The sequence below is a fragment of the Kitasatospora sp. NPDC057223 genome (genome assembly GCF_042669755.1).
Taxonomy (GTDB): Bacteria; Actinomycetota; Actinomycetes; order Streptomycetales; family Streptomycetaceae; genus Kitasatospora.
In genome coordinates this window covers 1-17,934 of record NZ_JBHUWW010000031.1, presented here as the reverse complement: position 1 = coordinate 17,934, position 17,934 = coordinate 1, and the positions used below count along the sequence as shown (strand labels likewise).

General features: G+C 71.4%; 14 protein-coding genes and 4 pseudogenes. 6 read left to right on the top strand and 12 right to left on the bottom strand.

What is annotated here, in order from left to right; translation table 11 throughout:
• Positions 1-13: 13 nt before the first annotated feature.
• Together ACFUK0_RS14295 and ACFUK0_RS14290 are read left to right on the top strand one after the other, a co-directional pair.
• A pseudogene (locus ACFUK0_RS14295) lies at positions 14-394 on the top strand (transposase); the annotation flags it as partial.
• Positions 395-1,528 carry an MFS transporter gene (locus tag ACFUK0_RS14290; protein WP_380249814.1) on the top strand — a complete coding sequence of 378 codons (1,134 nt, stop codon included), beginning with the start codon at positions 395-397 and terminating at the stop codon, positions 1,526-1,528. It abuts the pseudogene before it with no gap.
• Between the two features lie 724 nt (positions 1,529-2,252).
• On the opposite strand, the gene ACFUK0_RS14285 is transcribed toward ACFUK0_RS14290, so the two are convergent.
• The 3 genes from ACFUK0_RS14285 to ACFUK0_RS14275 all read right to left on the bottom strand — a co-directional run bounded on the left by ACFUK0_RS14285 (position 2,253) and on the right by ACFUK0_RS14275 (position 4,101).
• Positions 2,253-2,654, bottom strand: a complete 402-nt coding sequence (locus ACFUK0_RS14285) for an Imm7 family immunity protein (protein ID WP_380249749.1) — start codon at positions 2,652-2,654, stop codon at positions 2,253-2,255.
• A gap of 260 nt (positions 2,655-2,914) precedes the next feature.
• The gene (locus ACFUK0_RS14280; protein WP_380249747.1) at positions 2,915-3,349 is read right to left on the bottom strand and encodes a helix-turn-helix domain-containing protein; all 435 of its coding nucleotides are present in this window, start codon (positions 3,347-3,349) and stop codon (positions 2,915-2,917) included.
• A 2-nt stretch (positions 3,350-3,351) separates the two neighbouring features.
• Positions 3,352-4,101, bottom strand: coding sequence for a helix-turn-helix domain-containing protein (locus tag ACFUK0_RS14275; protein WP_380249745.1), 750 nt, complete (start codon positions 4,099-4,101; stop codon positions 3,352-3,354).
• 652 nt (positions 4,102-4,753) lie between these two features.
• On the opposite strand from ACFUK0_RS14275, the gene ACFUK0_RS14270 reads away from it, so the two are divergent.
• Together ACFUK0_RS14270 and ACFUK0_RS14265 are read left to right on the top strand one after the other, a co-directional pair.
• A complete protein-coding gene (locus tag ACFUK0_RS14270; RefSeq protein WP_380249743.1) occupies positions 4,754-5,128 on the top strand; it encodes a hypothetical protein in 375 nt (124 codons plus the stop codon).
• A 532-nt stretch (positions 5,129-5,660) separates the two neighbouring features.
• Positions 5,661-6,053, top strand: a complete 393-nt coding sequence (locus ACFUK0_RS14265) for a hypothetical protein (RefSeq protein ID WP_380249741.1) — start codon at positions 5,661-5,663, stop codon at positions 6,051-6,053.
• A gap of 511 nt (positions 6,054-6,564) precedes the next feature.
• Here ACFUK0_RS14265 and ACFUK0_RS14260 read toward each other — a convergent pair.
• The 3 genes from ACFUK0_RS14260 to ACFUK0_RS14250 form a co-directional block, all read right to left on the bottom strand.
• The gene (locus tag ACFUK0_RS14260; protein ID WP_380249739.1) at positions 6,565-6,801 is read right to left on the bottom strand and encodes a hypothetical protein; all 237 of its coding nucleotides are present in this window, start codon (positions 6,799-6,801) and stop codon (positions 6,565-6,567) included.
• 176 nt (positions 6,802-6,977) lie between these two features.
• On the bottom strand, positions 6,978-7,940 hold the full coding sequence (locus tag ACFUK0_RS14255; protein WP_380249737.1) for a hypothetical protein: 963 nt from the start codon (positions 7,938-7,940) through the stop codon (positions 6,978-6,980).
• Positions 7,941-8,144: 204 nt separating this feature from the next.
• Entirely contained in the window at positions 8,145-8,537 is a 393-nt protein-coding gene (locus ACFUK0_RS14250) for a hypothetical protein (RefSeq protein WP_380249735.1), read from the bottom strand.
• Here ACFUK0_RS14250 and ACFUK0_RS14245 point away from each other — a divergent pair.
• Positions 8,508-9,329: pseudogene (locus ACFUK0_RS14245) on the top strand (glycosyltransferase); the annotation flags it as partial. The gene ACFUK0_RS14250 and the pseudogene ACFUK0_RS14245 sit on opposite strands and share 30 nt — an antisense overlap.
• Positions 9,330-9,596: 267 nt before the next feature.
• Here ACFUK0_RS14245 and ACFUK0_RS14240 read toward each other — a convergent pair.
• The 3 genes and pseudogenes from ACFUK0_RS14240 to ACFUK0_RS14230 all read right to left on the bottom strand — a co-directional run.
• Positions 9,597-10,712 (bottom strand): annotated as a pseudogene (locus ACFUK0_RS14240) (P-loop NTPase fold protein); the annotation flags it as partial.
• Between the two features lie 1,365 nt (positions 10,713-12,077).
• Positions 12,078-12,813, bottom strand: a pseudogene (locus ACFUK0_RS14235) (IS110 family transposase).
• Between the two features lie 420 nt (positions 12,814-13,233).
• Positions 13,234-13,878 carry a hypothetical protein gene (locus ACFUK0_RS14230; RefSeq protein ID WP_380249733.1) on the bottom strand — a complete coding sequence of 215 codons (645 nt, stop codon included), beginning with the start codon at positions 13,876-13,878 and terminating at the stop codon, positions 13,234-13,236.
• A 264-nt stretch (positions 13,879-14,142) separates the two neighbouring features.
• Between ACFUK0_RS14230 and ACFUK0_RS14225 the strand changes: the two genes are divergently transcribed.
• Complete coding sequence (locus tag ACFUK0_RS14225) at positions 14,143-14,544, top strand: hypothetical protein (RefSeq protein WP_380249731.1); 402 nt, start codon at positions 14,143-14,145, stop codon at positions 14,542-14,544.
• Here the strand turns inward: ACFUK0_RS14225 and ACFUK0_RS14220 are convergent.
• The 3 genes from ACFUK0_RS14220 to ACFUK0_RS14210 all read right to left on the bottom strand — a co-directional run bounded on the left by ACFUK0_RS14220 (position 14,537) and on the right by ACFUK0_RS14210 (position 16,729).
• Positions 14,537-15,010 (bottom strand): hypothetical protein, encoded by a 474-nt coding sequence (locus tag ACFUK0_RS14220; RefSeq protein WP_380249729.1) that lies wholly within the window; start codon positions 15,008-15,010, stop codon positions 14,537-14,539. The two genes, ACFUK0_RS14225 and ACFUK0_RS14220, sit on opposite strands and share 8 nt — an antisense overlap.
• Before the next feature lie 237 nt (positions 15,011-15,247).
• On the bottom strand, positions 15,248-15,727 hold the full coding sequence (locus ACFUK0_RS14215; RefSeq protein WP_380249727.1) for a suppressor of fused domain protein: 480 nt from the start codon (positions 15,725-15,727) through the stop codon (positions 15,248-15,250).
• A 396-nt stretch (positions 15,728-16,123) separates the two neighbouring features.
• Positions 16,124-16,729, bottom strand: a complete 606-nt coding sequence (locus ACFUK0_RS14210) for a hypothetical protein (RefSeq protein ID WP_380249725.1) — start codon at positions 16,727-16,729, stop codon at positions 16,124-16,126.
• Between the last annotated feature and the right edge of the window lie 1,205 nt (positions 16,730-17,934).

The following is a 17,934-nucleotide window of genomic DNA, read 5'->3' as shown; positions in this document are numbered from 1 at the left end:
CAAAGCGGATGATCACGCCCTCGGTCGATCCCGGGGCGGACTGACCACGAAGCTCCACCTCGCCTGCGACGGGCGGAGACGCCCACTGGGCCTGGTGGTCACCGGCGGGAACGTCAACGACTGCACGCGCTTCGAACAGGTCATGGCCGACATCCGCGTGCCCCGCCTCGGGGCGGGCCGCCCGCGCACCCGCCCCGACCACGTCCTGGGCGACAAGGGCTACAGCTCCCGCGCCATCCGCACCTACCTCCGTCGGCGCGGCATCGCCCACACCATCCCGGAACGCGCTGACCAGGCAGCCGGCCGCTGCCGAAGGGGACGACACGGCGGACGGCCGCCCGGTTTCGACAGGGAGAAGTACACCCACCGGAACACAGTCGAACGCTGCTTCAACATCACGCCCGCGACCGCCGGCGGACTGGTCGGCGCCTGGGCACTGACGATCGCCGTCGCCAGCGTCCCGCTGACGCGGCTGACCGCACGGGTACCGCGCCGGCCGCTCTTCCTCACCATCCTGCTGCTGCTCGCCCTGGCGACCGCCGGCACCGCGCTCGCCCCCTCGTACGGATGGGCACTCGCCGGCCGGATCACCGCCGCCGCAGCGCACGGCCTCTTCTGGTCCCTGCTCGTGCCGACGGTGGCCACGCTCGTCCCGCCGGCGCGGACCGGCCGGGCGGTCTCGGTAGTGCTGGCCGGGCCCGCCATGGCCGGCATCGTCGGCATTCCGCTCGGCGCCACCGTGGGCGCCGCGCTCGGCTGGCGGTTCTCCTTCGCCGCGTTGGCGGCGCTGCTCGTACTGGCGGCCCTGGGGATCCGTACCCTGCCGCTGGCGGACGCGCCCCAGCAGGCAGTACGGCAGGAAGGCCGTGACCCGGCGCTGTGGACGGTGCTCGGCGTCGCGCTGGCCGGAGGCCTCGTCATCACGGGCCACTTCCTGCTCTACACCTACATCGCGCCGCTGCTCCATCAGTTCGGCGGGTACGACAACGCCACCAGCGGCATACTGCTGTTCGTCTTCGGGGCGGCCGGGGTGGCCGGCACTCTCGGGGCCGGATCGCTCTTCGACCGGTTCCCACGGCAGGCGCTCGGCTGGGTCAGTGCGGCCTTCGCCGGCAGTGCCGCCTCACTGCTGCTACTCGATCTCCATCTCGCCGTGGCAGTCGTGGTGATCGCCGGCTGGGGTGTACTCATCGGGTTGCTGCCACCGGTCTTCCAGATGCATCTGCTGCGGATCGCCTCCCCCGGGCGGGAGGCCGCCTCCGGAGCGATCGGCATCACCGTGCTCAACCTCGGGATCGCCACCGGGGCGACGCTCGGCGGGGCGGTACTCGACAACTGGCAGGCCGGTGCACTACCCGCCGTCGCGGCCATCGTCATCGCCGTCGCCACCGTCGGGCTGGTGGTCGACGCTCTCCGGGGCCAGGGCACCGCCGGTGGTGCCCGAGCCGAGCACACCGCCGGTGCTGTTCCGGACGGTGACGGCCCCGGAAGCGCAGCGGCGCCGGATCGTGTGAGTGGACTCCTGTAAATCCTGTTGAGCGGACGGTTCAGGTCCACGCCTGCGGACAGGGTTGTCCACTCGCTGGCCTGCGGTGGGCGACCGGGCCGGGGGTCGGTGCCCGGTCGCCGGCTGCCAGCCGTCCTGCTCGCCCGGCTGCCTGGTTGTCTGCCCTGGTTGCCGGTGGCTGGGTGATTGCGTGGCAATCACCCAGCTCCTGGTGCGGGTGCCCGTCCCGCCGCTGTCCGGCCCCGCCGGTTCCCGTGCTGTGACCTCGCACTGTTTCGAGCGCTTGAATCGGCTTCTGGTAGACCAGTCCGGGTGGGTGTGCGGGGCCCGGTCGGGTTGTTTGGGTCACTGCGGGGCGCGCGGGTTTCGGTGACTGTTGGTGGTCGGTGGGCCGGCTGGCCGGGGTCCGGCGGTCGGTCCGGGGCCGGGGTCCTCTCCGGGGCGGTCTCTCGAATTGATGGCCCGTCGGAAATGCCGCTGTTTTCCGTGCCGGATTCCGTTGCCTATTCGGCTGGTATTTCCGCTGTTTGAGGCCGGTTCGGCGGTCCTTGGATCTGCGCGGGAATTCTGCGAGGGGTCCGGGAGCGGGCGGGTGGCCGCCGGCTCCGGCCCGCCGGTTCCGGTGTGCTGCGCCTGGTCGTCGTCCTGGCCGTCCTGCTGGCCACCCCCGAAGCCGCCCGCCCGACCATTTCGCAACCAAGCACCGACGTTGTCGCCCTGCGGCGGGTCTGAGCGCCTCGGGCACCTATCCCTCGAACGGATCTTCCAGCACAGGGATACAGGGCGACAGCAGCGGCTCCGCGTGCTCGGTCACCCGCCCGCGGACCATCCTGATGACGAGGACCTCGTTCTCACGAGCGGGGTCCTCGTCATCGCGCACATGCAGCAGGCCATACGAACCCGGCGCCCGCTCACCGACCTCCCCGAAGAACTCCACGATCTCCGCGTCACGGTGGTTGGGGAAGCCCCCGAAGTGGACGAACGCCTCGCCGTTCATCCACCGCAGGTCAAGGAGATAGGGGCTGTCGATCTCCCGGATGCGCCGCTCGATGCCCTCGACGATCTCCCGCAGACAGCCGTCGTCATAGTTGTCATCGTCGGCGCTGGCGCTCTCCTGAACGTTGATCCAGCCGTGGTATTCGAACATGGCCGCAGCCTACTGACCCGCTCACCAGCCGCCCAGCCGATTCCCGCTCAGCTGATTCCCCACGTCGTTCAACCAGCTACAGAGTGGGGAGTCGGAGCGACACTGGCCGTTTTCAAGGAGCCTCATCACCAGGTCCGTACCGGATGGTGAGTTGTGCAGTCCCCGGGGGATCCGCGGCGGCGCCGGGACCGGCGGGGGTGTGTGGCCCGTGGTCCGCTCGGTGCGTGCGGGCAGGGGGCCCCAACGGGGCTTGTTCTGGGTTAGCCGGCGATGCTGAGGAGGGTGCGTCGGCGGCGGTCGTCGCGGGCGGCGTTCTGGCCGGCGAGGCGGGTTTTGTAGTTGGTGATGAAGTGGTCGTCGTCGAGGCGGTCGTCGGGGTTCATGGCCTCGATGGCGTCCCAGGCGTCGGCGGGGGTGCGGTAGCCGGAGATCATGGGGTTGAGCTGGTAGCTCTTGTAGCCGCCGTCGGGCCGGTAGACCAGGCGCGCGGTGTCCAGCGCGGCCAGTGCCACCGTGATGCTGGAGCGGCTGATCCCGAGCTTCTCCGCCAGCTTCGCCTGCTGGAAGACACAGCGGCCGCCGGCCTCCTGCTGCTCCATGAGCATCCACAGGACGCGGTTGGCCTGCCCGGGAAGGTTGAGTTCCGCCACGACACCGAGCAGGTTCACCGGCGTGTACAGCACATCAGCAGCCATGATCATCCCTTCCCGTCGGGCTCTATGGCCTCGTCACCGAACAGCATCTCACTCTGCACCACCGCAGCGGCAGCACGCCTGCGCTCCCGCGCCCGCTCGCGCCGCAGCTGCGCCCGTTCCTCGCGGGAGACGTCGATGGCCTGCTTGAGGGCGTCGAGGCTGGGGTAGCGCACGCGGTCCGGCAGATCGGAGCGCCGGCGCAGTTCGTCCAGGACGTCGGCCTGCTCGACCTGGACGAACTCCGTCTTCCCGTCGGGCAGGCGCCGAAGCGCTGCTCCGCGGTAGGAGAAGACGGGGTTGAGGCGGTAGCTGCCCCGGGCGATCTTGACGACGATGCCGTGCTCGGTGAGCTCGGAGAGGGCGTCGTTGACGGCGGTGCGGTGGACGTCCAGGATGTCGGCCATCTGTTCCTGGGTCAGCTCGATGACCCCGCCGGCCTGCTGGTTGGCGATGAGGATGCAGACGAGGCGCAGCGGCACGTTGCCCCGGTAGTACTGCGCCATGATGAACAGGAATTCCTGGCTGTCCATGGTGAAGGCGTTGGGCTGGGCGTCGGTGCTGTAGAACTCCAGCCCCTTGCGCTTCTCGCTGACCTCCACCCGACGGTCGGGGTAGAGGCCGACGACCTCGTCCAGGGTACGGACGGCCTTCGTGCGGCGCCCGGAGAACGCCTTGCGGGGGTCGGGCCTGGGGTCCGCCGCCGGCCGGGTGAGCTTGCGCCGCGGCTCGGGCGACGCTGCGTCTCGCAGCATGGGCTGATGGCACCTCCGGGTCGGTACATGTGCACGGCGACACTAGCGGATTGGTCGGCTGGGCTAACCCTTTGGTCGGCTGGACACACCGAACGGCGTTTTATGTCGCCCTGGGAGGGACACAACTCCGCTGCAACGCCCACCGTGACGGCGCCTCACACTGAAGTCGGTTTTTGGTCGCTTCACACGACCAAAGAGTTAGAGCTAACCAAAGCAGGTCACTCCGACTGTCCACAGGCTGCATATCGACGCCTGTATATGTAGTCCACAGACCGACAGATCCCCTCTAGGCACGAGGTTCTGACCTGCTGTTTTGCGGGCTCCGCCCCAATCTAAGTGGGTGCTGCCGCTCACCGGGGACTCTGCGGCCCCGGTGTGGGTTGTCACTGCCCTGTCGTACGGTCCTCCGGGCTGGAGGGACCAGCCGGCCGGGTCCGGGGCTTCCAGGACTGGCAGGGAGAAGGGGTGCCGGACGTGAGCTGGGATGTTGTCGCGGAGGAGCAGCGGATTCGGTGGACGTCGGAGCCGCTGCACGGCGTGGGCCCGCTGCGGTTCGGAATGACGCCACAGGAGGTGGAGGAAGCGCTCCTCGGCGTGCTGGAGCTCCTCCCCTGGGGAAGGGACCGGCCGCACTACGGGCCGGTGGTCAGCCGTGATTACAACCCCCCCGCGCACGGATGCCTGGCCGGCTGTCACCGCCTATTTCAGCACCGGGCACCTGGTGGGCGTGGCCATCGACGCGTTGCTTGGCCCCCAGGTCCTGCTGGAGGGGATTCCGCTGGTGGGCCGCGTGCCGTCCCGGCTCACCGCGGATCTCACCGCGTACACGGACGCCCACGACATCTTCCTGCAGCGCACCTACCTCGATGACCTCGCCTCGGAGGAGCTGGGGCTATTCGGCGGTTCCCAACGGGCCCACGATGTCCTCCTGACCAGGCCGGTGCTCGTCGGTTCCTTCTGGGCGGACCGTATCGGTGATTACACGGAGACCCATCTCCCTCCGGCGGAGTGGCGAGACCGCAGGTAGCGGCCGGCATCAGCCCGTCGGGGTGGGTTCGGCGGGCACCGGTGCTGCCAGAACGTCGCCGGGCGGGGCCTGCTGCTGTTCCTGGCCGTCGTGCCCCGCGTCCCGGCTCGTCGGCCCCCGGCCGCTGGCCGGCCGTTGTGGCGGTGCCCGGTGGAACCTGTCCGTGCGGCTGCGCCTGGTCGTCGTCGTGGGTGCGGGGGCCGGTTTCTTCCGGGGTTGGGACGGGGTGTCCCAGCTCTGTCCCAGCTCTGTCCCAGCGCGCCTGGTTTGCTTGGTTTTGCTGGGACGGTCCCAGGTCGTTTTCCCAGGTGGGGGTGTTTTCGGCCGGGGGCTGGGACAGGCTGGGACATGCCTTCGCGTCGGCCCGCCCGCCCCTGTCGGCCTGTCGTCTCGCCGGTCGCCGATCGTGCCCCGCACTCTACCCAGGGGCCGGAGCGGCCCAGCTGTCCATATAAGCTACATCACTCGCCGTATCTCTCAATTCAAGCTAGCGTCAAGTGACATGACGAACACTCGGCGAATTGTGTTGGCCGTGACCGCCACTCTCCTGCTGGCCGCCTGCAGCAGCGGCAATACCGTCACCGTCAAGCCCTTGCCGACCCCCGCCGCAACCGACCTGTCCGCCGCAGCCCAGGCGCTGCGCGCCCTGGACCAGGCGGCGGGCGCCACCACCGAGACCGCCGATGCATACGACCAGGCCTTCGCCGCGTTGGCAGCCCGCTGCGTGGACCAACCCCGGGAACTCGAGACTGAGGCCCACTCCGCTGTGGCCCGGCTGAAGGCCTTCGGCAGCAAGACCCAGACCCACCTGACCGTGCTGCGCGCCATCGCCGCCGCCATCCCGCCGGCCTACCCGAGGACGAACTGCGCGCCCTACTTCGGCATATACGTCGACGCCCAGCAGGGCACAGGCACGATTCACTGACCCGCCCGGCCGGGCGGGTCAGTACCGCCAGCTGTTCCCAAGGCCGCCCGCGCTGGAGGGCCAGGCGGTGGTGGTGCCCGGCTGCGTCCGGCTGTTCCTGGCCGCCGTTCCGGCCGCCGGGTGGGGCGACTGCCGGGGGCTGCCAGGGCAGCGGTGCCACTGGCCGGGCGGGCGGTGCCGGTGCCTGCCTCCCGGGGGGCCGCAGGCCACCCCTGTCGGCGCCGCAGCAACCTCCTGGCCAGCGCGCCCTCCAGCCGGGCCGTTCTCCCGGGCCAACGCGCGATCGTCTCCTGCCGCGGCTGCGGACCCGTTTCATCCGCTCCACGCGATCAACGCGCAACACCTGCTCGAAGCGCTGCCTCTCCCGCAGCATCCGCGACCGCGACGCCGAGCTCGCCCTGTACGAGAACCGCGACGTGGTCGACGACGGCGGGCCGGACTACGACGAAGCGTGCTGATCACCATGGTCCTGTCCGCCGTTCACCATCGCGATGCGCCCAAGGCGGCGAGGTCAGGGCGCGAAGTACCAGCAGTACAGCTCGAGGTGCTTCTCCGCACGACTGCTGGCCAGGGCTGACACACGTTCGAGGAGATCCATCGCGTTGTCCGGCGAGATCTCGTCGTCCGGTTCGGAGGCGGCCTCGGCCCACGCACGAGCTGCGGCTCGGAGCCGCTCCCCTCGCGCAGTGACCAGGGCCGTGCACAACGGCTCCGGGACAGCGAAGACGGTGAACCCGTCATTGGCCATGGGGACCACGTGCCGGAGTGTGCTCTCGCCGCCCGTCAGCTGGGCTTCCCACCTCCAGACCGCGTCATCGGGGTAGATGCCGTCGCACCGTACGGCCGGGAAGTCGTGACTACGGCGAGGGCCCACTCGCAGGGCGGACTCATCGTCTCTTGCAAGGAAGAACTCACCTACGCGAATCATCCGCCGATCTTCGCAGCCCCGGGGCAACTCATACGAGCCAGTGCCCCGCGGTGGACCGCCGCCGTCCCGGGGTCCAGCGAGCCCCGGGCGTCCACCGGGATCCCCACCACCCAGTGCTCCGGCCCCCGCCGCGCCACCAGTGGCCGCCCGTGGCCGAGGTCGTCGGGTCCGGCGCTGACCAGGGTGAGAACGCGCGCGACCCGGTCGGTGCGGGCGAGCGCGTCACCGAGACCGCCCAGCAGGACACCCATGCCGCCGCTGAAACCCGCTCCAGGCTCGTCCAGCCGCCCCAGCAGCATCGACTGGGCGACGACGAGGCCACCCGGGGCCGTTGCGGGCAGCGGCCGCACCGCCTGCCGGAAGACCTCGCCGGCCGGCGCCCCCGGCATCGCCTGCTCCCAGGCCGCGGCCAGCAGGAGAGCCTCGTACCGGTCCGCTGTCCGGGGCGCCGCCGTCGGTAGAGCATCGGCGCCGCGCGGGATCCCCGACAGGTAGCGCCATACGGCGTGCCGTCGTGCCCGGTCCGTCGCCCGTGCTCCGTCCGCGCACTCGGCGGCCGTCAGCGGGAGCAGCCGGCCGGACCCGGCGAGGTCGAGCAGGAAGGCCGTCTCCTCGGCGGGCGGCGCCGCGAGGAGCCGGCTGCGCAGGACGGCCGTGGCGTGACCGCGGTGCCCGGCCGCCAGGGTCACCGACCAGGCCTCCGCCAGTGCCGTCCGCAGGATGGGTGACCCGTGGGCCGCGTGGACCAACGTCGCCGGATCCGTTGCGCGGCCGGAACGGACGGCGTACCGCAGGGCGGCGACCCGGAGGTCCTCGGCGGACAGGCCGGCGGCCCAGGGGCCCGGTTCGGCGCTGCCGTACTCGGCGCGGGCCAGCAGGCCGAGCAGGTCCCGGTCGGAGCCGGCGGGGGAGTCCCGGCCCCAGAAGTGCCGCCGCCACCGGACCAGCTCGTCGGCCACCGGACGGCCGGCACCGTCCGTCGGGCCGGTGCGCCGGCGGGGTGGCGTTCCTGCGGTGTCCTGCCTCACGGGGTCGGCCTCTCGTCGGGGGCGTTGCAACCGTCGGTTCCTGTGTTCGGAGCGCGCGGCCGGACGGATTGGACGGCGGGAGGCCCGCATCCCGGCTGCCGGCGTCCTGACCGGTTCGTCGGTCTCCCTCTGGCATCATCGAAGCGGCAGCCGCCGTCCCGCGCCCGCCGGGATCCCAAGGAGGACGCGATGGCCCGGATCGTGGTGGTCAGCCCGCCGTTCCGATCCCACGCTGCACCCCTGAGCGTGCTCGGCTCCGCCCTGCGCCGCGCCGGCGCGGAGGTGTCCCTGGCCTGTTCCCCGCCGTTCGCCGACCTCGCCGACCGCTTCGGCCTGGGCTTCCTGGACCTGGTCGTCACCCGCAACGCCAATCACGGCATCGCCGAGCGGACGGCACAGGACGAGGGCGAGGCCGCCCGGCTGCGGGAGTTCCTCGCGGCGACCACGCAGGGCGCGGTGCCCGCCCTGCTCACCCAGGCCGCCCACCGCCGGGCCGACATGATGGCAGAACCCGACCGTGTCCTGCACGACCTGCGGGACCTCGACCACCGGGTGAGGCCCGACTGGTACGTCGTCGACCAGCTCAGCTACTCGGTGACACTCGCCCTGCACTGCCTGGGACTGCCGTACGCGACGTTCTGCCCCGGTCACCCCAGCTACATCCCCGCCGGCCCGGACGCGTACTTCGGCCTGCCGTACGCCTGGCCCGACAGCTTACGACCTGACCCGGCGTCGCTCGGCCTGCTGCGTGAGGCGGCCGCAGCGAACGACAGGGCCTTCACCACGGCTTTCCGCGCGTCCGTCAGTCGAAACGCACCGCGACTCTCGCTTCCGGAGAGGGCGTTCGCACTCTGCTCACCACACGCGATCGTCTTTAACTACCCGCCGTTCCCCTGGCTGCCGCCGGCTCCGGCCGGCCCCGTCGCCCTCTATGCCGGCCACTGCGGAGCGGAACCCGGCCCAGGCGGGCTGGACCCGGCCTGGCGCACCGTCGTCGAGCGACTCACCACCAGCGGACGTCCACTGGTCTTGGTCGCGTTCGGGACGTTCCTGTCGGCCCGTCACGACGTCCTGCGCACCGCGGTGGAGGGAATCCTGCGCCACACCGACGCGTCCGTGATCGTCGCGGCCGGGGACCGAGTGGCCGACCTCGGCCAGGCCCCGGCCCTGCGGGACGCCCCAGTCGGACGGCTCCACATCGCTGCCACCGTCCCGCAGCAGGCGCTGCTGCCTGCCGCCGCCGCGATGATCCACCACGGCGGCAACAACTCGTTCACCGAATGCCTGCACGCCGGAGTGCCCGCGCTCGTCCTGCCCTTCTCCAGCGACCAGTTCGCCATTGCCCACGATGTCGAGCGCGCGGGCCCCGCCGAGCATCTGCTCGTACAACTCCCCGGGCCTCCCGCTGTCCCCGGCCAGCACCGCCCACTCCGCTTGCTGCTCCTCGGACAGCTGGGACCAGCGCGATTCGCGGGCGCTCAGGGCGGCTTGGAGCTGGTCGCGGCGCAGGCGCGCGGCGCGCAGCCGGCGCGGGAGTTCGCGTTGGGCGACCAAGTCGGCCGAGAGCCGGGAGAGCTGGCGCTGGGCGGTGCCGCTGTCCTGGTCGGGGGCGGTGGCGAGCTGGGCGAAGAGTTCGGCCACCAGGCTGGCCCACAGTCCAGTCTCGGCATAATGCCAGGCGTTGAACCGCACCTGGCGCACCGCGTGGTGGGCGAGGGGGTTACTCGGTTGGGCGGTCGCGTCGACCTGCTGCTGCATCAGGTCCAGGAAGTGGCTCTTGCCTTCGCCCCAGTCGCCGAACAGCCCCACTGCCAGCGGCGGCCTGGCAGAGCGGGCGGTCACCAGCTCCGCCAGCGCGCGGGCTTCCTCGGCCCGGGACAGGTCATCGCTCCTGGATGTCGCATCGGAACGATAGGAGGGCAGCCGCCCCACCGACCCGTCCTCCACCACCTCCCACAACTGCACCGAACCGCGGTTGTCGGGGGCGCTGCCGGTGGCCAGGACGGGCCTGCCGTCGAGGACGGCCCACGCCACTGACAGTACCGGGCCGCCGGGGCCGTCCAGGGGCGGGCCCAGGGGGACGGGTGCGGTGGGGTCACCCACGTCCCACAACTGCACCAAACCGCCGCCGCTGCCGGTGGCGAGGACGGGCCTGCCGTCGAGGACGGCCCACGCCACCGACAGCCCCTGGTCGCCCGCGCCGCCCAGGGGAGGGCCCAGGGGAACGGGTGCGGTGGGGTCACCCACGTCCCACAGCCGCACCAAACCGCCACCATGGCTGCCGCCGGTGCCGATGGCCAGGACGGGCCTGCCGTCGAGGACCGCCCACGCCACCGACCGCACCGGGCCCCCGGGGCCGCCCAGGGGAGGGCCCAGGGGAACGGGTGCGGTCGGGTCACCCACGTCCCACAGCCGCACCAAACCGCCACCATGGCTGCCATCGGTGCCGGCGGCCAGGACGGGCCTGCCGTCGAGGACGGCCCACGCCACCGACCGCACCGGGCCCCCGGGGCCGCCCAGAGGTGGTCCCAAGGGAACGGGTGCGGTCGGGTCACCCACGTCCCACAACCACACCGACCCTCCACCGCTGCCGGCGGCCAGGACGGGCCTGCCGTCGAGGACGGCCCACGCCACCGACAGGACCTGGCCGCCGGGGCCGTCCAGGGGCGGTCCCAAGGGAACGGGTGCGGTCGGGTCACCCATGTCCCACAACCACACCGAACCTCCGCCACGGCTGCCGTAGCCGCCAGCGGCCAGCAAGGGCCTGCCGTCGAGGACGGCCCACGCCACCGACCACACCCAGTCGCCGGGGCCGCCCAGGGGCGGTCCCAAGGGAACGGGTGCGCTTGGGTCACCCATATCCCACAACCGCACCAGACCGCCGTCCTCGCCGTAGCCGCCGTCTGTGCCGGTGGCCAGGACGGGCCTGCCGTCGAGGACCGCCCACGCCACCGACCGCACGGGTTCGACGGGGTCACCCAGGGGTGAGCCCAGAGGCACTCCCGACCAGCGTTGAACGTCAGCCATGTCGGCTCCCGAAGGCGCTCATGGCGAAGGGTCTGGGCTCCGAGGCAGTCACATGCCGATGATCGGGCGGCGGCCCGCCCGCCGTACGGCTGTACCTCAAGCTGTTACACATGGCACCGCCGGGAAGGTGGCGGCGCCGCTCTCGCCGGCCCGCCCGGTGTTGCCCGCCAGAAGCTCCATTTGCGCGGCGATGGAGATCACGGCCGGGTCGCGTAGTCGGGCCGGTCGGTGCCGCGGGTTGCGCTGCCCCACGGTTTGCCGATCGGGAACTGGCGGGGCATCGGCACGTCCCCGGCGGTGATCGCGGCAGGCGCAGCAGGTGGGGATTCCGAGAGAGCAGATCTGCCCACTACCCGAGCACGAGGTGGGGACATTCAAAAAGAGCGCCATCAGCACCGCCTCGGCCGAGGTATCCCTGCGCGCAGGGAGGACGCAGCCGGGGCGGACGGCGGCAGTCCCTGCTGGGGGAATCCGTGAGGTGCCCGTCCTCATCGGCCCGTACTGCGCCGGTGTGCAGGGAACCCGACTGTGACACCCGCCCCACGCCTACCGGCCCGACCGGCAGGAGTGCGGCCCGTCACCTACACCCTCGAGGTTCTCCGATCGCGCGAATGCTTTCGCGGTACGGACGGGCACGTCACGGGGACGAGAGGTGGGCCTGCCGAAGTGGGGGAGCGCGTGACCTGGCCCTTCCACGGCGGATGGTGACACTGTCCTCGACGCAGAAGTACCGTGCCGGACCCGGCCGGCAATCCAGGTACTGCTGCGCCACTGCGCCGTATCGGTACTTCGCGCCAAACAGCGACTCTCCCGCGCCAGCAGCACCCGCACGTTTCTGAAGGTCACAGGCCCGTGATCGTCCAACCGCTCATCTCTTCGTGCTGGGCCGTGGGTTGCGGCGGGTGTGGCTGCGGACGCGGTGGTGTCCTTCGGGCACCGGCATCGGTCGTGTCCCTCCCGTCGGCGGTCCGTACGGCGCGGACCGCCGACGGGTCATTGGTGTATCAGCGACCCCCGAAAAAAGTGCCCCTATGGTCTTCGTCAACCGGTCGCGGTGGTCGGTGGCTGGTAGAGGGTGCCGTCTCTGAGCATGGCGAAGAGGACGTCGATGCGGCGGCGGGCGAGTGCGACGAGGGCGGCGACGTGGTGTTTGCCTTCGCGTCGTTTCCGGTCGTAGTAGGTGCGTGACTCGGGTTGGGACAGTGAGGCGAATGCGGCGAGGTAGAAGGCTCGTTTGAGCTGTTTGTTGCCGCGCCGGGAGGGGTGTTCGCCGCGGATCGAGGAGCCGTAGGATCGGGTGACGGGCGCCAGGCCCGCGTAGGCCGCGAGGTGGCCGGCGGTCGGGAATGTCGAATTCGGCGATCATCTCCAGCTCGGCGACGGTCTCGTCGGCCGCCACCAGGTCGCGCAGGGTGTGCGGCATGGTGCGGGCGGCGTCCGCGATGACGTGCGCGTCGCGGGCGTCGGTCTTCGCCTCGCCGGGGTAGAGGTCGGCGATCCGGCGCATGGTCAGGCCGGGCAGGTAGGCGATGCGGCAACCGGTGTCGCGGGCGACGGCCAGTGGCAGGGCGCCGACGGTGGCCGGCTGGTCGACCACCACCAGCACGGTCCCGTGCTTGGCCTGCAGTATCGTGAACAGTTCACGGAGCCTGGGCTCGTTGTTGGGCAGTGCCTTGTCGAAGACCTTCTTGCCGGCCGGCGTGAGCGCGGTTGCATGGTGCTCGCCCTTGCCGACGTCCAGGCCGAGATAGAGATCTATGCCGTCGGTGCTGGTCAACTGCCCCTCCCCAGGTCTCGTCCTCCCCGGCCCTGCGGCATCGGCGTGCCGGCATCCACGTTACGGAGAGCCTGCCTCACCCGGTGCGGGATCCGGCGCTCAAGCCCCTCATCAGCGGTCTGCCAACGCCTCCGAGCACCTCAACCTCGGCGCCCGCGAGGACGGGGACACACCGACCAGGCGCCGGTCCTCCGGCCCATCCAGTGACTCACGAGAGCCGTCCTCCTCCCGCTGCGCCGCCGCAGCCCGAACACCCCGCTTCGGGTCCAACGACTGCCCGTCGCTGCAGGCTCGGTCCCGCGTCCCGAACTGGCCGGGTCTCTAGAAATGCAGCGGCGGACGGTCGGTATCGAGGAGATCGGGGTCCTGACGAGTGAGGAATTCTTTGAAGGACTCCCAGCCATGGGCCTGGGGTGGTGTTCAGCGGGTGCGGCGCCGTCCGGGCGTGCGGTGGGCGGCCCGCAGGACGGCTCCCGCGAAGACGAGTGCGATCGCGCAGAGTACGGTGAAGCTGGCCGTCCTGAGTTTTGTATCCGGCAGGTCCGGGGGCGCACCGAATCGGCTCGCGACCCGGTGGCGGGGGTCGAGGGTGACGGTGACGTTCTCGCCGATGTCCGGCCGTTCCTCGGGGGTGTCGGTCTCCACTCGTTCCGTCGAGCCGGTGGTGAGAGCGACCTCGGTGAAATGGCGCACGCGGTCGTTCTCGCCCCTGCCCCAGTCCGTCCACAGTCGGTCGACGTGGCCGGTGGCGGCCACCCCGCGTTCGGCCAGGGCGCGCTGCCCGGCCCCGTCCTGGAACGCCACCATGAAGACGGTTATGGCCCCCAGCAGCAGGAAGCCGAACAACAGCGCCGTGCCGGACTCCATGGTGTCCTCCCCGAGACGGCGGACATGGCGCAGGACGATCACGAAAGCCAGCAGGTAAAGCCCGTAGACGGCGCCGGTGAGGAGCCCGTGGGTGTAACCGATGGCCGCCATCAGCCAGGCGGCGCCGAAGGTTCCTCCCGCGAACACCGGCACGGTCAGCACGCCACTGAAGATCAGCCTCGCCCTCGAATGTGCCATGGGACCAGCGTGCCGACCGACGGTCCATCGGCACAATACGTTTCCACAAAACAACAAGTGACGCTTCGTCGGATACGCCGACGTCGGGAGCATGGGCCGGTACCCCCCCGAAAGAGGAGTACCCGCGTTCGGGGATCAACGGCCCGGCCCCGAGTCCGTTGCGTCGGCCGGGCTTCGACTGCAGCCCGCAGCTGCCGACGAAGCCGAACCGGGCACCGGCCCCCACCGCCGGTGCCCGGTTCCCAAACGGGTAGCTTTCTCACCGTGACAACTGCGGGCGGAAGGTGGACGGCCGGGCTCTGGGCCGCGCTGACGATGTTGTGCCTGGGTGCGGCCGGCATCGCCCTCCTGTTCGGCCTGTCCCTGGTGGCACCACACGGCTCACCGGAGCGAGCGACCATCTCCGCGTGCGAGACCAGGCACTCCGCCCGCAACAACTACGTCCAGTGCGAGGCCCTCCTCACCGACGGAACCCACATCTCGCTGCGCCGCGCCGGCCACCCCGGCGGGAGCGTCGACGCGGTGAGAGCCCCGTGGGGCTCCTACATCGTTCCCTGGAAGGGCTTCACGGCCTGGACCGCGGCCCTGGCCGCTCCACTGACGCTGCTTGTGGCAGCGGCCGCGTGCGCGGTCGCCCTGCGCAAAGCGGTGGCGTCGCTCAGGTGAGCGTGTAGGGCCGGGGGTGACCCCTCCTTATGTACTGAGCGGTGTCCTCGTCCAGGATCCGCAGGGCCTCGGTGCGGCCGACCGCTTCCAGGAGCATGACGGTGGTACAGATCGCTACGGCGTGGGCCTGGTCCTCGCGCCGGCCGAGTTCTTCCACCACAGCGGCAAGTCCGGCATCGCCCGAGGCGACCCGGCGCACCGCCGTCGTGACCGCGAACTGCGACTCCGCCGGCGCCAGCGCCGCCACCGCGTCGAACCCCCGCACCGGCATCGACGGCTCCCCCAGCTCGGCGAAGAGATCGTCGTGGTCGAGGACCAACCAGGCCAGCACCCCGTCCAGCACCCCGCCGTCCACTCCGGCGAGGAGCCCCTCCACCACGGCCCGCTCCCGGGCGAGGTACGCCCGCGTCAGATCCGCCGCCCGACAGATCGCATCGACCGTCACCCGGTCCCCGGCATCCGTCACAACCCCGTCCTACCCGCCCGATGACGCCCACCGCAGGCACTGCGCCGGATTCACCTCCACGAGAGCGACCCTAATCCGAGGCCCGTCCCACCGTACTCCCGGGCCGCAGGCGGGCTTTGAACCGGACCCGGCGCCCGCCACCGCGACGCGGACCAGGTACCCGCCCCGCCCGTGCGGTGATCCCACCGGAGCCGGCCCCGCCCCGCCGCCCCGGTCCCGCCCCTCTCGGTCGGGTCTCTAGAAATGCAGTGCGGGACGGTTGATATCGAGGAGGTCGGGGTCCTGCCGGGTGAGGAATTCTTCGAATGACTCCCAGCCGTGGGTGTGGATGAAGGCGGATTCCTCACGGGTGATGGGGATGAGCCAGACGATCGTGACGTCGCTGCCGTTCTCGACGGTGACAGTGGAGAAGTCCTCGTCGTAGTAGACGGGCATCGCGGCGTAGAGGGCGGTCATCACCCCGCCCGGCAGCGGTGAGGGCAGGGGGATCACGTTGCCGCGCAGGACCGCCGTCCCGCCGGCGAGCATCCATGCGGCCACGTGCTCCAGGACCTGAGGAAAGAACCCGTACCCCGCCGGCCGCCTGTCGTACTCCAGAGCCAGCAGCTCCAGATGGAAGTGCCGATCCGTGGTTGGATGCCGCAGCGCGGCTGTGAACAGGCCGATCGTCGCGAACCCCTGGACCCCCGCGATCCGGCCCCCACGGAAGCAGCCCACCGGCGGGGCAGCCGACGCGATGCCCCGGACGGGGACCAGGCGCCGAGCATGCGCCCGAGCCGGGGCCAGCTGACGGCGCGGGCCCGATCCACCAGCTGCCCGATCAACCCGTCGTCCAGCAGGTCCGCCGACAGCTCGGCCGGCCGGACCTCTTCAACCGCCTCGACGGAGGCGATCACGTCGCTCATCAGGTGTTCTTCCTTGATCGGGAGTTACACCGAAGACCGTACAGACCCCGGGCCTGCCGGCAAACCCTCCGGCAGGCCCGCGGTGGCCCGGGCCGCCGCGGGCGCGGGCCACCGCCGGCTGCGGGCGGACAGCGGCGGCCCGGCACCCGCGGAGCTCCGGCCGGGGTTCAGGGGCGCGGCGCCGTGCGGGAGAGCAGGTCCGGGCCCACTACAGGGTGACGATGGCGCTTCCGTAGACGGGGCTGGTCACCGAGGCTCCGCCGTAGACCGTGGTGATGGTCGCCTGCGCGCCGGTCTGGTAGTTGCCCGGGTTAACCGGGTACTCCGTGTCGGCGCTCGCACTGAGTGCATTGTACACGGTGTTGGAGTTGTAGGTGACCTGGGCGCCCCGGTAGAAGAGCGCCACCCCGAGCTCGATCTTGTAGACGGGGGCCGAGCAGCTGACGCTCGCGAAGCCTTCCTCCCCGCCCCCGTAGGGGCCCCCGTAGTAGCGGAAGGGCGCCGAGGGGGTCACGGTGCAGTCGATCGACTGCACCGCGGCCCCGGCACGGGCGCCGGGAACGGTGAAGGTGAAGACGCCGGCACCGGCGGCCGGCTTGGCCAGGACGACGGCCGGCTTGGCCAAGGCGGCGGCCGGGTGCGCGGTGGCCGCGTGTGCGGCGATGCCCGGCACCACCAGGGCGGCCAGGGCCGCCGCACAGGCGCCGAGGGCGGCGCGTCGGACGAAGGGGCGGGTGTCGTTGATCATGGCTGCTTCCTTGGAGTGGCCGCCGTGGAGCCGGATGCTCCGGTGGCGGACTGTGAAGAAGGGCATGGACGAACACCCTGGGGCGACGGCGCCGGGGATGGGGCCGCACCAGGACGATGCCAGTCTCCAATTTCTCTAACAGTTCGTCAACATGCCATCTGGCCAGTGCAGTTGAAGCCATGGACTGCCGCACGCGCGAAGGACGCGCCAACGGCCGGGATGCCTGCGGCAGGCCCCGGCCGCCGTGGCACCCGGCACGGTCGGCGCCCGGCGCCCCGGGACCACGTCGACCCGGCCGGGCCCTGGCCTCCGGATTCCCCGGGACGGACCGGGCGGTATCCGGTCCGGCGGCGCGTACGAAACCTTCCCCGTTCCCGGACGCCTCAGGGCACCGCTGCTCGCCGCCGGGCATCACCGGCGCCTGGAGGGCGTCGGGCCGCAGGCACGCCTGTTCATGGCCCTGCGCGCGGACGCTCTGAGCGCCCTGGCGTGCCGTTGCGCCCTGCACACGCTGGCCGTTGGCAGGTAGATCGGATCGGCGGCCGTCCTATGGCGGGCTGCTTGGGTGGCTGTCCCTGGTGTCTAGTTCCGGGTTCCCGGGTTCGGTTCTGTGACCTCACACCGTTTCGGGCGCTTGGATCGCGTTCTGGTAGACCAATCAGGGTCCGGGCGCGGGGCCCGGTTCGGCCGTCCGGGACACTGCGGGGGGCGCGGGTTTCGGTGACTGCTGGTGGTCGGCCGCCCGGCTGGCCGGGGTTTGCCGGGCAGTCCGGGGCCCGGGTCCTTTCCGGGGTGTTCCCGTGAATTGACGGTGCGCCGGAATTGCCGCCGGTCGGGTCAGTTTCGGCGGGCCGTGATTTCGTGTGCCGGGTTCACCGGGGGATTGGGGCGCCGGGTGCGGTGCGCGTCCCGGCCGCTGGGGGGCGTGCGGGTGGCCGTCGCCCCCTGGTCCTGAGCCGTGTCCGGCGCCGTGCGGGGTGGTGGTGGCCGGGCTGCCCTCGCTGCCGGGAACGACCCGCCGATCGCCGGCCCCGGCCCGGTGCGGCTGCGCCTGGTCGTCGTCCTGGTCGTCGTTTTGGTCGTGGTCCTGGTGGTCGTGCTGTTTCCCGGGGTCGGGCGCCTGGGCCTGCCAGGAGTAGCCGGCCCCCGTGCCCCGGTCCTGTGTCAGCGCCCCATTCAGGTACTTGTGCACCGCCGCCGAGCACTCCAGGTGTCGCATCCCTTCCCGTGTACCGGGCGACCCGGGTGGTCTGCACGGCATGGCGGTGCCT

Bases quoted from the DNA above. Each gene is read 5' to 3' on its own strand.
- ACFUK0_RS14260 (WP_380249739.1), bottom strand. From the start codon at position 6,801: ATGGCCAATGACGGGTTCACCGTCTTCGCTGTCCCGGAGCCGTTGTGC.
- ACFUK0_RS14285 (WP_380249749.1), bottom strand. From the start codon at position 2,654: ATGTTCGAATACCACGGCTGGATCAACGTTCAGGAGAGCGCCAGCGCC.
- ACFUK0_RS14275 (WP_380249745.1), bottom strand. From the start codon at position 4,101: ATGCTGCGAGACGCAGCGTCGCCCGAGCCGCGGCGCAAGCTCACCCGG.
- ACFUK0_RS14280 (WP_380249747.1), bottom strand. From the start codon at position 3,349: ATGGCTGCTGATGTGCTGTACACGCCGGTGAACCTGCTCGGTGTCGTG.
- ACFUK0_RS14230 (WP_380249733.1), bottom strand. From the start codon at position 13,878: ATGGCACATTCGAGGGCGAGGCTGATCTTCAGTGGCGTGCTGACCGTG.
- ACFUK0_RS14210 (WP_380249725.1), bottom strand. From the start codon at position 16,729: ATGCCCTTCTTCACAGTCCGCCACCGGAGCATCCGGCTCCACGGCGGC.